Origin of the sequence: Streptococcus mitis, assembly GCF_905187535.1 — a bacterium.
GTDB lineage: Bacteria > Bacillota > Bacilli > Lactobacillales > Streptococcaceae > Streptococcus > Streptococcus mitis_BS.
This window is the reverse complement of record NZ_CAJJIE010000008.1, coordinates 13,221-29,064: the sequence shown is the minus strand read 5'-3', so window position 1 is coordinate 29,064 and position 15,844 is coordinate 13,221. Positions and strand designations below refer to the sequence as shown.

The 15,844-nt window shown below is 41.9% G+C and carries 12 protein-coding genes; 4 read left to right on the top strand and 8 right to left on the bottom strand.

Annotated features, from left to right (window positions below; translation table 11 throughout):
* Positions 1–96: 96 nt before the first annotated feature.
* The 8 genes from JQ841_RS02635 to argR all read right to left on the bottom strand — a co-directional run bounded on the left by JQ841_RS02635 (position 97) and on the right by argR (position 11,238).
* Positions 97–531 (bottom strand): cytidine deaminase family protein, encoded by a 435-nt coding sequence (locus JQ841_RS02635; protein WP_203180040.1) that lies wholly within the window; start codon positions 529–531, stop codon positions 97–99.
* A gap of 13 nt (positions 532–544) precedes the next feature.
* Positions 545–2,005 (bottom strand): glutamate--tRNA ligase, encoded by a 1,461-nt coding sequence (gene gltX, locus JQ841_RS02630; protein ID WP_203180039.1) that lies wholly within the window; start codon positions 2,003–2,005, stop codon positions 545–547.
* A 233-nt stretch (positions 2,006–2,238) separates the two neighbouring features.
* The gene (locus JQ841_RS02625; protein ID WP_000018268.1) at positions 2,239–3,588 is read right to left on the bottom strand and encodes a glucose-6-phosphate isomerase; all 1,350 of its coding nucleotides are present in this window, start codon (positions 3,586–3,588) and stop codon (positions 2,239–2,241) included.
* Between the two features lie 170 nt (positions 3,589–3,758).
* Positions 3,759–4,448 (bottom strand): gamma-glutamyl-gamma-aminobutyrate hydrolase family protein, encoded by a 690-nt coding sequence (locus JQ841_RS02620; RefSeq protein WP_000124770.1) that lies wholly within the window; start codon positions 4,446–4,448, stop codon positions 3,759–3,761.
* 138 nt (positions 4,449–4,586) lie between these two features.
* The gene (gene patB, locus JQ841_RS02615) at positions 4,587–6,353 is read right to left on the bottom strand and encodes a multidrug efflux ABC transporter subunit PatB (protein ID WP_203180038.1); all 1,767 of its coding nucleotides are present in this window, start codon (positions 6,351–6,353) and stop codon (positions 4,587–4,589) included.
* A gap of 1 nt (position 6,354) precedes the next feature.
* Positions 6,355–8,061 (bottom strand): multidrug efflux ABC transporter subunit PatA, encoded by a 1,707-nt coding sequence (gene patA, locus JQ841_RS02610; RefSeq protein ID WP_153199336.1) that lies wholly within the window; start codon positions 8,059–8,061, stop codon positions 6,355–6,357.
* 145 nt (positions 8,062–8,206) lie between these two features.
* Complete coding sequence (gene mutS / locus JQ841_RS02605; RefSeq protein WP_203180037.1) at positions 8,207–10,741, bottom strand: DNA mismatch repair protein MutS; 2,535 nt, start codon at positions 10,739–10,741, stop codon at positions 8,207–8,209.
* A 50-nt stretch (positions 10,742–10,791) separates the two neighbouring features.
* Positions 10,792–11,238: an arginine repressor gene (argR, locus tag JQ841_RS02600; protein WP_001231476.1), complete on the bottom strand. Its 447-nt coding sequence runs from the start codon at positions 11,236–11,238 to the stop codon at positions 10,792–10,794.
* A 135-nt stretch (positions 11,239–11,373) separates the two neighbouring features.
* On the opposite strand from argR, the gene argS reads away from it, so the two are divergent.
* From argS to galU, 4 genes are all read left to right on the top strand, one after another.
* Positions 11,374–13,065, top strand: a complete 1,692-nt coding sequence (gene argS, locus JQ841_RS02595) for an arginine--tRNA ligase (protein ID WP_203180036.1) — start codon at positions 11,374–11,376, stop codon at positions 13,063–13,065.
* Between the two features lie 302 nt (positions 13,066–13,367).
* Positions 13,368–13,613: a MarR family transcriptional regulator gene (locus JQ841_RS02590; protein WP_084925354.1), complete on the top strand. Its 246-nt coding sequence runs from the start codon at positions 13,368–13,370 to the stop codon at positions 13,611–13,613.
* Between the two features lie 167 nt (positions 13,614–13,780).
* A complete protein-coding gene (locus JQ841_RS02585; protein ID WP_203180035.1) occupies positions 13,781–14,797 on the top strand; it encodes an NAD(P)H-dependent glycerol-3-phosphate dehydrogenase in 1,017 nt (338 codons plus the stop codon).
* A 21-nt stretch (positions 14,798–14,818) separates the two neighbouring features.
* Positions 14,819–15,718, top strand: a complete 900-nt coding sequence (galU, locus tag JQ841_RS02580; RefSeq protein WP_203180034.1) for a UTP--glucose-1-phosphate uridylyltransferase GalU — start codon at positions 14,819–14,821, stop codon at positions 15,716–15,718.
* Positions 15,719–15,844: the final 126 nt, after the last annotated feature.

Below are 15,844 nucleotides of genomic sequence, written 5' to 3'. Positions count from 1 at the left end.
ACTCTTACTATTATACCGACTTTTCAAACTTTGTCAACACCTTTTTTTAAACTTTTTTCAAGTTAAGTAAAAAGAGCCAGAATTTTACTGACTCTTCTATTGATTATTAAACTTAGAAGCACGTTCTTCTCCCCACCAATAGGGGATTAGTTCTGCGACTTTCACTGTCTTTCTTCTATTGTAGTCCATCATGAATTCTGTATCTTTATTTTCAGCATTAAGTTCTAAAAGGAATTCTCTACAAGCACCGCAAGGCATGGCTGAACTTCCACCATAAGGCGGTTTGTCTCGAAAAGCTAATACTTTCTTAACCTTAGTTTGTCCTGAAAATTGGTACATATTGAAGAGGGCAGCTCGTTCTGCACAGAGATGGAACACACCACAGGTTCCCTCCATACAGAAACCTGTAAATATTTGCCCATCTTCTGCTTCTACTGCGGCTACAACATGATTGGCATAAACAAAGTCTGATACTTCATGTGGATTGTATAGTTTCTGTGCTTCTTCGTACATCTTTTCCCAGATGTCCATTGTTGCATCCTTCTTATTTAGAGATTTCTTCTAGCATGTTTTCGATATGCTGAATTGATTTTTCACGTCCAAGCAAGAAAATTGTATCTGGCAATTCTGGCCCATGCATTTCACCTGAAACTGCAATACGAATAGGCATGAAAAGATTTTTCCCTTTAATACCTGTTTCTTTTTGGACTGCTTTGATTTGTGGGAAAATATTTTCTGTCACAAATTCATCATCTGACATTGCTTCGAGTTTTGCTTTAAAAGCTTCAAGAACTGTTGGGACTGTGTCACCCGCCATAACTTCACGCTCTGCTTCTGTCAATTCTGGGAAATCCGAGAAGAAAAGATCTGTCAATGGAATAATTTCATCTACTGATTTCATTTGTGGTTTATAGAGCTCAACTAATTTTTCAGCCTTGTCAGTTAAACGGCCCGCTTCCGCTAAGAATGGTTTTGCCATCTCAAAGATAGTTTCTAGGTCTGCATTCTTGATATAATCATTGCTCATCCAGTCGAGTTTCTTCTGATCAAAGGCTGCCGGTGACTTGCTGAGGCGGTTTTCATCGAAAAGTTTAATGAGTTCTTCACGAGAGAAAATCTCATCTTCGCCACCTGGGTTCCAACCAAGAAGGGCAATAAAGTTAAAGACCGCTTCTGGTAAATAACCTTTTTTACGGTAGTCTTCGATAAACTGAAGAGTATTAGTATCACGTTTAGATAACTTCTTACCAGTTTCAGAATTGATAATCAAGGTCATGTGACCGAACTCTGGAGCTTTCCAACCAAGGGCTTCATAGACCATAAGTTGTTTTGGTGTATTGGCAATGTGGTCATCTCCACGGATTACATGGGAGATTTGCATATCGTGGTCATCGATAACAACGGCAAAGTTGTAAGTTGGGTAGCCGTCTTTCTTTTGGATAACCCAATCACCACCAATATTGCCACCTTCAAATTCGATATCGCCTTTAACCATATCATGCCACTTGTAGATACCTGACTCATTGACAGCCAAGCGAACCGTTGGGATAATTCCTGCTGCTTCACGTTCTGCGATGTAAGCCACTTTTTCCTCTTCACTCATACCGAGGTATTCGTTGATATAACGAGGTGTTTCACCAGCCGCTTCTTGGCGTTCGCGTTCAGCTGCCAGCTCTTCTTCTGTAACGTAAGATTTGTAGGCTTTTCCTTCAGCTAATAGTTGGTCAATGTATTTTTGATACAAGTCTAAACGCTCAGACTGACGGTAGTTTTCATGTGTTTCTGGGCTTTCGTCCCAATCCATGCCTAACCAACGAAGGTTTTCAAGCTGTGAACGTTCCCCATCCTCGACATGACGTTTACGGTCAGTATCTTCAATACGGATAATAAAAGTTCCACCATGATGGCGTGCATACAAGTAGTTGAACAATGCTGTACGGGCATTCCCGATGTGTAATAGTCCTGTTGGACTTGGTGCGTAACGTACGCGGATATCTTTTGACATAGTTTCTCCTATAAAGTCTTTATACTCAATGAAAATCAAAGAGCAAACTAGGAAACTAGCCGCAGGCTGTACTTGAGTACGGCAAGACGACGTTGACGCGGTTTGAATTTGATTTTCGAAGAGTATTAGGCGTCTGCCTTTTTGCTCTCTATATTATATCACAAGTCTTGGCTGAGTCCAATTTCTATGGATAAAGAGAGTAAAAAGAGTGGGCAAACCACTCTTTTCTTCTATTATAGACGTGCGTTAAGTTCTTTGCTCAACTCTTCAAATCCTGGTTTTCCAAGAAGGGCAAACATGTTACGTTTGTATGCTTCAACACCTGGTTGGTCAAATGGGTTGATAGCATTCAAGTAACCTGAAAGGGCAATAGCCAATTCGAAGAAGTAGATTGTGTAACCAAGAGTGAAAGCATCTTGCTCTGGAAGAGTCACGTACATGTTTGGTACATCACCGTCTGTGTGGGCAAGAAGAACACCGTCAGTTGCTTTTTTGTTTACAAAGTCAACGTCTTTTCCTTGAAGGTAACCAAGTCCATCAAGGTCTTCTTCCAAGCTAGGGATAATCACGTTTTTACGAGGTTTGTCAACACGGACAACTGTTTCAAACATGATACGAGTTCCTTCTTGGATAAATTGACCAAGTGAGTGCAAGTCAGTTGAGAAGTTGGCTGAAGTTGGGTAGATACCTTTTTGGTCTTTTCCTTCTGATTCACCAGCCAATTGTTTCCACCATTCTGAGAAGTATTGAAGTGATGGCTCGTAGTTTACCAAGATCTCAGTTGCATAGCCTTTACGGTAAAGGATGTTACGAACTGCTGCGTATTGGTAAGCTTCGTTTTCAGAGATTTTATCTGAAGTGTAGTCTTTGCGAGCTGCATTCGCACCTTCCATAAGGGCTTTGATGTCAGCTCCTGATGCTGCGATTGGAAGCAAACCAACGGCTGTCAATACTGAGAAGCGTCCACCGATATCATCTGGAACAACAAATGTTTCCCAACCGTTAGCATCTGCTTCAACCTTAACAGCGCCTTTTTGGCGGTCAGTTGTTGCATAGATACGTTTGTTTGCTTCTTCTTGACCGTATTTCTTAACCAAAAGTTCTTTGAAGACACGGAAAGCGATAGCTGGTTCAGTTGTTGTACCTGATTTAGAAATCACGTTTACTGAGAAGTCTTTGTCTGCAACATACTCTACCAAGTCAGCAAGGTAAGTAGATGAGATTGAATTTCCTGCGTAAAGGATTTGTGGAGCCTTGCGTTCTTCTTTTGTTTGCAAGTTAGCAAAGTGGTGGTTCAAGAAGTCGATTGCTGCTTTCGCACCAAGGTAAGATCCACCGATGCCGATTACAACCAAAACATCGCTGTCTGATTTGATTTGCTCAGCAGCTTTCAAGATGCGGTCAAATTCTTCGCGGTCGTAGTTTTCAGGAAGGTCCAACCATCCCAAGAAGTCGCTACCAGCACCAGTTCCTTTACGGATCAATTCATCTGCTGCTGTTACTTGTGATTGCATGTATTCCACTTCATGTGGTGCAACAAATTTGTCTAAAACTTTTGAATAATCAAATTTAATATGTGACATGTTATTCCTCCAATATTTCTTCTTTTCTATCATAACGCTTACCTTCGTTTTTTTCAAGTTTTTTTGTCGAATTTCTCCAATTTTTATCAGAATTCAAACGTTTGCGTAAAAATCCCACATTCCAAAAATTTTGAAAAAATAAAAGAAAGAACGACTAGATGTTCCAGTCGTTACAGTTCATTCAATAAATATTCAAATAATTCTAAATTGCCATCTTCTTCATTGACCAGAAACTCTGGATGCCACTGCAAACCGATAATGCGGTGCTCATCGATAGACTCAATCGCTTCGATGGTTTGGTCTCTTGGATCAATAGCAGTTACACGGAAATTAGGTGCCAAATCTTTAATACTTTGACGATGAACTGAGTTAACCTGACTTTCTTTTCCAAATAGCTTAGCCACCACGCTTCCTTCTACTGTCTCAATAGAGTGAGATGTTCCGAAAGGTAGGCCTTGCCAGTGGCCTTCGATTTCTTGATTGAGGGTTCCGCCAAAGGCAACATTGACAAGTTGGACACCGCGACAGATTGCCATAATTGGTTTATTCTGGCGGAGAGCTTCCTTTAAGAGGGCCAGTTCAAACTCATCACGAACCAGATTGTAATCATCGCTCTCGATGGTCTTTTTCTCTCCATAAAATTGAGGATGGACATTTTGACCGCCTGTCAAGATAAGTTTGTCAATCATTTCTACATAATCGCGTACAACTGACTCATCACCAACAGGAATGACTAAAGGGAGACCACCGACTTGACGAATGCTCTCTGCGAATCTACAAGATACAGATGAATGAATGTTTTTACCTTCTGCGTCTACGGGACATAGATTTGCAGCAACTCCTACAACCGTTCTAGCCATGATGCCTCTCCTTTCGAATATTAACGATAGTCCTATCATATCACTCAAAATGCCTTTCGTCTAATATGTTTTTTTTAAGTTTGTGATAAATATTTTTTATGGACAAGAAAAAGCTGCCCGCATAGGACAACTTTTTTCTTATTCAAAGACAAATTGATTGTGATAGAGTTCTGAATAGAAGCCACCTAGTTTCAAAAGTTCATGGTGGTTACCGCGTTCAATGACTTCTCCATCTTTGAGAACAATAATCTGGTCTGCATTGAGGATGGTCTTCAAACGGTGAGCAATGACGAAACTGGTTCTGCCTGCTACAACCGCCTCCATGGCATGCTGAATCTTGCTTTCTGTCACCGTATCTACGTTTGAAGTTGCTTCATCGAGAATGAGAACTTCTGGATCTGTCATCAGGGTTCGAGCGATAGAAATCAATTGTTTCTGGCCTGTTGAGAAGATGCTTTGATCATCATCGATAAGGGTATCGTATTTGTCAGGTAAGCTTTCGATATAGTCGTGAATATGGGTTGCCTTGGCTGCTGCCTCAACCATTTCTTGACTAGCATCTGGCACACCGAAACGGATATTGTCTCGAATCGTTCCGCTAAACAAGACCGAATCTTGCAAGACAATCCCCACCTTGCTTCTGAGACTATCCAAGTCATAGTCACGGATGTCTTTCCCATCAAAATAAATACCACCAGCATCAACATCATAAAAGCGATTGATGAGGTTCATAATAGTCGTTTTCCCTGACCCTGTCGGACCAACAACTGCTGTCATCTGGCCTTTAGGGGCAGAAATGCTGACATCTTTCAAAATAGGTTTATCAGGTAGGTATGAAAAATCAATATGACTAATTTCAACACCTTCTTGCAACTTAGTAAAGATCGGCGCCTTCTCAGGTCGAATTTCTTCCTCTGAGTCAAACATTTCCTGAATCCGTTCAGCACCTGTAAAGGCCAACTGAAGACTTCCCCAACTAGCTGCAACTTGGATAATCGGCTGGTAGTACTGCTGTGAAAATTGGGCAAACATCACAATCAAACCTAGGGCTGTACTTGTTTCAATAGACTTATCATTCAAAAGTACAGCTGAACCAGCAAAGATGACGACGGCTGTGTTAACCAAACTCATACCATTCATGACAGGGAAAAGAATTCCTGAGAACATTCTTCCTTTAAAGGTTGCCTTGCGCACGCGCTCATTTTGTTCAAGAAATCCTGCCATCATATCCTCTTGAATCCCTTGAACAATGACAGCTTTTTGACCTGAGATACTCTCATCCATATAGGCGTTGAGTTTCCCTACCTCTTTCTGCTGGAGATTGGTGTATTTGCGTGCCATTTTTACGATGAAAATCAGCATGAGGAAGGCTATTGGTGTGCTGGCAATGGTGATGAGAGCCAGCGTCACATTCCTCGAAAACATGACAAGAATCAGACCGATATATAAAACAATATTGCTCATGACCTGAATCAAGCTTTCGTTAAAGGCTTGGAGGATATTATCCAAATCACTGGTAAAACGAGACAGGATATCTCCATCTTGTCGGCGGTCAAAGAAAGAAACCGTCAAGCGAGCAAGCTTACCGAAGAGGCCTTTGCGCATCTCGTTAGTCGACTCTGCAATCACACGCGTCATGAGACACATGTATATCACACTAGAGATAAATAGAACCAAAACCAGCAGTCCAAGATTGACCATGATTCCTGATAGACTTTGCCAAACAAGTTCTGGATTGCCATCTTGATAAGCTTTAACTAAATTGGCTAGCTCTGTTACCGCTTGTCCAGAAAAGACCGGAAAGAGGGCTTGGGCAAGAGTTGCTAAAACAATCATCAGGATAACAACTACAAATGATAGCTTATAGACTTTAAAATAATTCCAAAAAAATTGAACTGTCTTCATTTTACTCCTCCTTTCCTTTCTGTGTTTCGTAGATTTCACGGTAAACAGTATTATTGGCAACCAAGTCTGCATGCGTACCTTGACCAATCAATCGTCCTTGATCTAGAACCAAGATTTTATCTGCATGAACAACCGAGCTAATCTTTTGCGCGATGATAATGGTTGTTGTTCCCTTCAAGTCCTTATTCAAGGCTTCTTGAACCAGGCGCTCTGACTTAGCATCCAAGGCCGAGGTCGAATCGTCAAAAATCAGAATACGTGGATTGCTGACAATCCCACGCGCAATCGACATCCTTTGCTTTTGCCCACCTGAGAAATTGGTTCCCCGTTCCTCAACTGGACTTTCAAAGGTTTTCTCCATACGATGAATGAATTCACTAGCCTGGGCAATGTTGGCTGCGCGCTCCATTTCAAATAGAGTAGCATCTCCCTTACCCTGTCTCAAGTTATCTGCAATCGTCCCACTAAAGAGAATGGCACGTTGGAGAACGATAGAAACTGTTTTACGCAGGGTTCCTTCACTCACTTCTCGAATATCCTTGCCTCCGATTTTGATAGCCCCTTCCTGTGGGTCAAAGAGACGTGGAATCAGTTGAGCCAAGGTTGATTTTCCTGCACCAGTCGCTCCAACGACACCAACCATTTGACCAGGTTCAATAGTAAAGCTCACATCTTTCAGCATCGGTTCCTTGTCCATTGGATAGGTAAAAGTCACATTTTCAAAGCTAAGACTGCCGACCAACTCTTCATCTGGGACATCCTTGAAGGTCATGGCTGGCTCTGCGTCAAGAATTTCTCGAATACGACGCATAGAAATCATGGCACGACTGACAGAATTTCCCAAAAATCCAACCATAACAATGGTAAAGATAATCTGGCTTAGGTAATTGACAAAGGAAGCAATGGAGCCAACAACTGACGGATCCGACTGAACCATTCCTGCAACTAGCCAAATAGAGAGGAAAACCGTCCCGTAGCCGACTAACATCATAAAGGGTTCCACTACTGAAAAGGCATAACCAATGTAAAGGTTTTGACCAAGAAGCTCGTCTGATACCTCTGTAAACTTAGCAAACTGCTCTTTTTCTTGGACAAAGGACTTGACCACACGAACACCGCGCAGATTTTCCTTGGCAATGGCATTGATGCGTTCAAGAAGGGTTTGAAACTTGGCAAAACGAGGCCCCATCATTCCCATCATGACAGCAGTCAAGGCAAAAATCAAGACTACCATGAGAACAATCACCCACCACAGAGAAGGTAGGGTTTGAACCGCCAAGATAAACGAACCGATGAACAAGAGGGGGAGTCTGAAAAGAATTTGGAAGGTCATCATGACGACGTTCTGAATCTGGTTGATATCATTTGTCATTCGAACGACTAGATTTCCCGCATTAAATTGTTCAATATTGGCATAAGAAAAGGTTTGGATTTTACGGAAGGCATCCTCTCGAAGGTCGGATGAAACTCCTTGAGCAATATAGGCTGCAAGGATAACATTGACCCCACCAGCAACCAGACCGACCACGGCCACACCAATCAACCAAGCCCCTATACTATAAATAGCTTCATATTTTCCAGCAAGGAGGGCGTCTAACACTTCCTGCAGATAACGCGGTTGCAAAAGTGAACTAGCAACCATCAAGCCTGTCATCAGTAGCGAGGCCAGGGCTTGCCACTTATAGGTTTTTATTTTCTGAATCAGCATACTTTCTCCTTAAAAAATAGACAAAAGGGAGCGACAATGCGTCAGCTCCTTCTCACTCTGTTTGTGTGATGTTATTCTAGCAAAAAAGTGGGAACTTGTCAAAGAAGTCTCCTTGATACAGCTAGAATGACAAGGAATTCATTCTTTATAATTTTTGTTTTAACTCGACCAAGACATTCATAGCCTGCATAGGTGTCATATTGTAAACATCCAATTTAGACAATTCTGCTAGGATAGGATGTTCTTCTGCCGTATCAAAGAGTGAAATCTGTTCAGTGACAGCACTTGTTTGCCTCATCAGACTTGAACTTTCTCCCCCTTGACTCTCCAGTTGAGTCAAAATCTTATTCGCCCTTGCTAAAAGATCTGCTGGCAAGCCAGCGATCTTGGCAACATGGATACCGTAGGATTTATCGGCTGGTCCTGGTTCAATCTTGTGAAGGAAGGTGACCTGCCCATCCTGCTCCAAAGTTGCCACGTGGACATTAACCAAGTGTTGTAAACTAGACTCCAGACTAGTCAACTCATGGTAGTGGGTCGCAAAGAGGGTCTTAGCTCCGATGTGCTCATGGATATATTCGATGATAGACTGAGCAAGAGCCATCCCATCATAAGTTGCAGTTCCACGTCCCAATTCATCAAAGAGAATGAGAGAGTCCTTGGTCGCATGCGAAATGGCATTATTGGCCTCCATCATCTCTACCATAAAGGTTGACTGACCCGAAACCAAGTCATCTGCTGCTCCGATACGGGTAAAGATTGCATCAAAAATCGGTAAATGGGCGCTTTCTGCTGGCACATAAGAACCCAACTGAGCCATAACCGCCGTCATGGCTAACTGACGCATGTAGGTTGACTTTCCGCTCATATTGGGCCCTGTAATCAGTTGAATACTGGTATCTTCTGCCATCTGAATCGTATTGGGAATATAGGTCTGAGCCCCCATAACCTTTTCAACGACAGCATGGCGCCCTTTCTGGATATCAATTTGTGAATCGTCACCAAACTCAGGTCGAATCAAATGCTGGGTCTCAGCCACAACTGCTAGACTCTGTAAGACATCAACCGTCGCAATTCCTTGAGCTAAAGCTTGTAAACGCTGAATGTACTTACTGACCTCTTCACGAATGCGCATAAAGATTTCGTATTCGAGGTTAGCTGACTTCTCACGCGCCTCCAGCATATCTCCCTCGATACGGGCCAATTCTTCGGTTCCAAAACGTTCTGAGTTTTTCAGCGTCGCCTTGCGGAAAAAGTGAGCAGGCACATTTCCCAGTTGCGAATTGGTCACATGGAAATAATAGCCATCTTTTTTATTGTAGTCAATCTTAAGCGTGCTGATACCAGAGTTTTCTCGCTCCTTAGCCTCAATCTCAGCAATCCAGCTAGTCCCTTCTCTGAGAACGCGACGGTACTTGTCTAAAGTCTCATCAAATCCAGTTCGGATAATACCACCTTCTGTAATCACATGAGGAGCTTCAGGAGCAATCGCTGCGCTAATCAAACTCTCCAACTCAGGGATTCCATCCAGTTGTTCGATAAGATAGGCTAGAGCAGGTTGCTCCATCCCTTCTAAAATCGCACGAATCCGTGGCACACTGGATAAGGTGGTCGCCAACTGCAAGAGATCCTTGGGATTGGTTTTGCCAAAAGAAACACGACTAGCCAAGCGTTCGATATCATAGACACCCTTGAGGCTGTCTGTCAAATCACTGCGCTCAAAGAAATGATCGAGAAAGACCTGCACCACTTCTTGACGTTGGATAATTCGTTCCTTATCAATCAAGGGGCGATGAATCCAAGACCGCAAGAGACGCATTCCCATAGCCGTTTTGGTTTCATCCAAAAGCCAGAAAAGACTGCCTTGCTTCTTGCCCGAACGAGCATTCTCAACCAAATCCAGACTAGCCTTGGTCGCATAATCCATCTGCAAGAAATCCTTGATTTCATAGCGGATAACAGGCTTGAGGTGGTTCAATTCCCTCATCTGAGTCCGATGAACATACTGGAGTAGCTTACTAGATGCCGCTTGCTCCACAGGTGCCAATCGTGAATCCAGTAAATGAAGGTCTTCAAAACCTTCTTTTTCATAGGAAAGCACCAGATTCATCTGACGGCTAAGGATTTGTTCTTCTTCCTCGGACAAGTCATAACCCAACACCACTTCTCGAGCCTTGAGGTTACGGATTTCCCCACAAACCAACGTGAAATCCAAAAGACCTGTCACATAAAAGTCACCCGTCACTAGGTCCATATAAGCTAGACCAAACTGATTGTCCTCACGGTCTATAGCAACCAAGAAATTGTTCTGACTGTCCGGCTTACTGCTATCGACCACTGTCCCTGGCGTAATGACCTGAACAACCTCTCGTTTAACAACCCCAACTGCTTGTTTAGGATCTTCCATCTGCTCTGCAATAGCAACTTTATAGCCCTGCTCAATCAAGACATCGATATACTGTTGGGCAGAATGATAGGGAACACCCGCCATAGGAATCGGATTGTCGGCATTCTTGTTGCGACTCGTTAAGGAAATTTCCAGAATCTGCGCAGCATTGACCGCATCCTCATAAAATAATTCATAAAAATCACCCATCCGAAAGAGCAAAAACGCATCTGGATATTGCTTTTTAATATCCACATACTGTTGCATGCCGGGTGATAGCTTTTCTGTCGCCATTGTCCGTCTCTCCTTGTCAAAAATAAGTCTTGAGAGCAACTCTCAAGACCTTACTTATCTTTCATCAAATCTAGCAAACGATCTTCCATGAGTTTGGCAACGTGCTGGTCTCGACAAATGACCAATAAGGTATTGGCACCAGCAACTGTTCCTAAAATCCATTCATCCTTGTTTGCATCTACAATATTTGCCAAAACAGAGGCTTCTCCCAATTTAGTATGAAGTACCAAGGTAAACTCTGCTCTTGCAACACCTTCTAAATGATGAGACAAAAATTCCACCAAATCAATCTTTTCTGTCTCATTTGCTAGTACATAATACACCATATCATTTTTCTTGACCTTGGTCAAGCCGATTTCGCGCAAATCACGAGACAGGGTTGTCTGCGTCACAAAAACATTGTGCGCCTCCAACCGATCTTGAATTTCTTTTTGTGTACTTAATTTCTCCTCAGTAATCATTTTTTTTATTAACTGATGACGATCTCTTTTTCTCATAAAATCCTCTTATATGCATATTTATAACTAATTTTATAACTATATTATACCAAAAAAATAGGAGATTTCAAAAATTTTTTCTTCTTTCTTTAAAATTGTGATAAAATAGTAGAAAAGTCCAAAAAGGAGCTCTTAATGAATACAAAAGAATTGATTGCTAGCGAGTTGGCTAGCGTCATTGATAGCCTGGACCAAGAGGCTATTTTAAATTTACTGGAAACCCCTAAAAACTCAGAAATGGGAGACATCGCTTTCCCTGCTTTTTCACTTGCAAAAGTCGAACGTAAAGCACCTCAAATGATTGCTGCTGAACTGGCTGAAAAAATTGACAGCCAAGCCTTTGAAAAGGTTGTTGCAACAGGACCTTACGTTAACTTTTTCCTTGATAAATCTGCCATTTCTGCTCAAGTATTGCAAGCTGTTATCACTGAAAAAGAACATTATGCTGACCAAACTATTGGCAAACAAGAAAATGTTGTTATCGACATGTCTAGTCCCAATATCGCTAAACCATTTTCTATTGGCCACCTACGCTCAACTGTTATCGGAGATAGCTTATCACATATTTTCCAAAAAATCGGTTATCAAACGGTCAAGGTCAACCACTTGGGAGACTGGGGTAAACAGTTTGGGATGCTGATTGTTGCCTACAAAAAATGGGGAGACGAAGAAGCTGTAAAAGCTCATCCAATCGATGAACTTCTTAAACTCTATGTCCGCATCAATGCTGAAGCTGAAAACGACCCTAGCTTGGATGAAGAAGCACGCGAATGGTTCCGTAAACTTGAAAATGGAGACGAGGAAGCTCTCGCACTTTGGCAATGGTTCCGTGATGAAAGTTTGGTGGAATTTAACCGCCTCTACAATGAATTGCAGGTTGAATTTGACAGCTACAATGGAGAAGCCTTCTACAACGATAAGATGGATGCAGTTGTAGACATTCTTTCTGAAAAAGGCCTTCTTGTTGAATCAGAAGGTGCCCAAGTTGTGAATCTTGAGAAATATGGAATTGAACATCCAGCCCTTATCAAAAAATCTGATGGTGCAACTCTCTACATCACACGTGACTTGGCTGCAGCTCTTTACCGTAAAAACGAATACCAATTTGCTAAATCTATCTACGTAGTTGGTCAAGAGCAATCTGCCCACTTTAAACAGCTCAAAGCTGTCTTGCAAGAGATGGGCTACAATTGGAGTGACGACATTACTCACGTTCCTTTTGGTTTAGTTACAAAAGAAGGGAAAAAACTCTCTACTCGTAAAGGGAATGTCATCTTGCTAGAGCCTACTGTTGCAGAGGCCGTTAGTCGTGCCAAAGCCCAAATTGAAGCAAAAAATCCTGAACTTGAAAACAAAGACCAGGTAGCACATGCTGTTGGGGTTGGAGCCATTAAATTCTATGACCTCAAGACCGACCGTACAAATGGATACGACTTCGACCTAGAAGCTATGGTATCCTTCGAGGGTGAAACTGGACCTTATGTTCAATACGCCTACGCTCGTATCCAATCTATCTTACGCAAAGCGGATTTCAAACCAGAAACAGTTGGCAACTATAGCTTGAATGATGCTGAAAGTTGGGAAATCATCAAACTAATCCAAGACTTCCCACGTATTATCAACCGTGCGGCGGATAACTTTGAACCTTCTATCATTGCTAAATTTGCAATTAGCCTGGCTCAAGCCTTCAACAAGTACTATGCACATACACGTATCTTGGATGATAGCCCAGAACGCGACAGCCGTCTAGCTCTCAGCTACGCAACTGCAGTCGTTCTCAAAGAAGCCCTTCGCTTGCTTGGAGTAGAAGCGCCAGAGAAGATGTAAATCGCCAAAGTTACTTGATTGCAGAGCAATCTAAGTAACTAACGCCAAATCCTATTCGGACTTTGGCTAGGCGCTTCACTAGTTTTAGGACATAAATATGATTGATTTATGTCCTAAAACGTCGTAATCTTCAAGTTACTTGATTGTAAAACAGTCTAAGTAACTAAGACCAAATCCTATACGTAATTAGGTTTAGAGGTCTATCAAAAATCTTATCAAGTTTTGCTGACTTGTTCTGCTATTTTAGATCCACTAAATCGATTTATTCACTACTACTTCTTTATCATACAGGGAGATTTCCTATGAGCCAATATGCTTATGTCCTCGTTGTGATTAGCTTGGTTTTCCTTTTTCTGCTCAATAAGTACGAGAAGGAGAGACTGCAAAAACTCTACCAAGAACAACTTTTAAAGGATGAAACATTCAGGTCTAACATCAAAGAAAAAATTCATACGACTGAAAATATCAATGATGTCATTGCTTACATCAATAAAACTTACCATCTGGGAATGTTGCTATCAAAAGACATTACAGATCAATTGAAATAAACCTAGTTATTCTTTAAGGAATATCAAAACCGAGACTAAGAGTTTATTACTTAGGCTCGGTTTTTGTATATTTTTCAAGCAACAAAGCCATCACTCCCCAGCAATGCAAGTGCAAAATCCCCTAGAATGTGATAAAATAAAAAGAGAACTCTATCAAGGAGGAAAACATGGAAAAACAAACCATCGCCGTCTTGGGGCCTGGTTCTTGGGGAACTGCCCTTTCACAAGTCTTAAATGACAATGGACACGAGGTACGTATTTGGGGAAATCTGCCTGAGCAAATCAATGAAATTAATACCTATCATACTAACAAGCACTACTTTAAAGATGTCGTTCTAGACGAAAATATCATTGCCTACACTGACTTAGCAGAGGCATTGAAAGATGTAGATGCGATTTTGTTTGTTGTCCCAACAAAAGTGACACGACTTGTTGCCCAACAAGTTGCAAAAACCTTAGACCATAAGGCTATCATCATGCACGCATCAAAGGGATTAGAGCCTGATAGCCATAAACGATTATCAACCATCCTTGAAGAAGAAATTCCTGAACATCTCCGCAGTGATATTGTCGTTGTTTCAGGACCTAGTCATGCGGAAGAAACCATTGTGCGTGACCTAACCTTAATCACTGCTGCTTCTAAAGATTTACAAACAGCTCAATACGTTCAGAAGCTCTTCAGTAATCACTACTTCCGACTTTATACCAATACGGATGTTATCGGGGTTGAAACTGCTGGTGCTCTTAAAAACATTATCGCTGTCGGTGCTGGAGCCTTACATGGTTTAGGATTTGGTGACAATGCTAAGGCAGCCATCATCGCTCGAGGCTTGGCAGAAATTACCCGCTTAGGAGTAGCACTTGGGGCCAGTCCATTGACCTATAGTGGCTTGTCTGGTGTAGGAGACTTGATCGTAACGGGAACCTCCATCCACTCTCGTAACTGGAGAGCCGGAGATGCTCTTGGTCGTGGAGAATCTCTAGCTGATATCGAAGCCAATATGGGCATGGTGATTGAAGGAATCTCAACAACTCGAGCAGCCTATGAACTAGCGCAAGAACTTGGAGTCTATATGCCCATTACACAAGCCATTTACCAAGTTATCTACCACGGAACCAATATCAAAGATGCCATTTATGACATCATGAACAATGAATTTAAAGCAGAAAATGAGTGGTCTTAACCCTCTAGAGAAAGGATTCTTATGACATCAAAAGTTAGAAAGGCAGTCATCCCTGCCGCTGGACTTGGAACTCGATTTTTACCAGCAACCAAAGCACTTGCTAAAGAAATGTTGCCAATTGTGGACAAACCAACTATCCAATTTATCGTAGAAGAAGCTCTTAAATCAGGTATTGAAGATATTCTGGTTGTCACTGGTAAATCAAAACGTTCTATTGAAGACCACTTTGACTCAAACTTTGAGCTTGAGTACAACCTCAAAGAAAAAGGCAAACACGACTTACTAAAATTGGTAGACGAAACAACTGGCATTCGCCTTCACTTTATCCGTCAAAGCCATCCTCGTGGTCTTGGCGATGCTGTCTTACAAGCAAAAGCTTTTGTAGGGAATGAGCCCTTCGTTGTCATGCTTGGTGACGACCTAATGGATATCACAGATGACCATGCTGTCCCTTTGACAAAACAATTGATGAACGATTACGAGACAACTCACGCATCAACAATTGCTGTTATGCCTGTTCCTCATGAAGACGTTTCAGCATATGGAGTTATCGCTCCTCAAGGTGAAGGAATTAATGGTCTCTATAGCGTCGAAACTTTCGTAGAAAAACCAGCTCCAGAAGATGCTCCAAGTGATTTGGCAATCATCGGACGCTATCTGCTCACACCAGAAATTTTTGAGATCCTCGAAAATCAAGCTCCCGGTGCTGGAAATGAAATCCAGCTTACCGACGCTATTGATACACTTAATAAAACACAACGTGTTTTCGCCCGTGAATTTACAGGAGCTCGTTACGACGTTGGGGATAAGTTTGGCTTTATGAAAACATCTATTGACTACGCTCTCAAGCACCCACAAGTCAAAGATGACTTGAAAGATTACCTTATCCAACTTGGAAAAGAATTGGCTGAGAGGGAATAGAATTAGTTTCCAGTTAATAAATTAAGTCTCCAGCAAGTTGACTCTGGAGACTTAATTATTTTACAAATTTACATACAATTTAAAGATTTATGAGATATGTCTCTAAATCTACCAACTCAACTTCGG

Coding starts and splice junctions, on each gene's coding strand:
- argS (WP_203180036.1), top strand. CDS start 11,374: ATGAATACAAAAGAATTGATTGCTAGCGAGTTGGCTAGCGTCATTGAT.
- JQ841_RS02635 (WP_203180040.1), bottom strand. CDS start 531: ATGGACATCTGGGAAAAGATGTACGAAGAAGCACAGAAACTATACAAT.
- gltX (WP_203180039.1), bottom strand. CDS start 2,005: ATGTCAAAAGATATCCGCGTACGTTACGCACCAAGTCCAACAGGACTA.
- JQ841_RS02625 (WP_000018268.1), bottom strand. CDS start 3,588: ATGTCACATATTAAATTTGATTATTCAAAAGTTTTAGACAAATTTGTT.
- galU (WP_203180034.1), top strand. CDS start 14,819: ATGACATCAAAAGTTAGAAAGGCAGTCATCCCTGCCGCTGGACTTGGA.
- mutS (WP_203180037.1), bottom strand. CDS start 10,741: ATGGCGACAGAAAAGCTATCACCCGGCATGCAACAGTATGTGGATATT.
- patB (WP_203180038.1), bottom strand. CDS start 6,353: ATGAAGACAGTTCAATTTTTTTGGAATTATTTTAAAGTCTATAAGCTA.
- JQ841_RS02590 (WP_084925354.1), top strand. CDS start 13,368: ATGAGCCAATATGCTTATGTCCTCGTTGTGATTAGCTTGGTTTTCCTT.
- JQ841_RS02585 (WP_203180035.1), top strand. CDS start 13,781: ATGGAAAAACAAACCATCGCCGTCTTGGGGCCTGGTTCTTGGGGAACT.
- patA (WP_153199336.1), bottom strand. CDS start 8,061: ATGCTGATTCAGAAAATAAAAACCTATAAGTGGCAAGCCCTGGCCTCG.
- JQ841_RS02620 (WP_000124770.1), bottom strand. CDS start 4,448: ATGGCTAGAACGGTTGTAGGAGTTGCTGCAAATCTATGTCCCGTAGAC.
- argR (WP_001231476.1), bottom strand. CDS start 11,238: ATGAGAAAAAGAGATCGTCATCAGTTAATAAAAAAAATGATTACTGAG.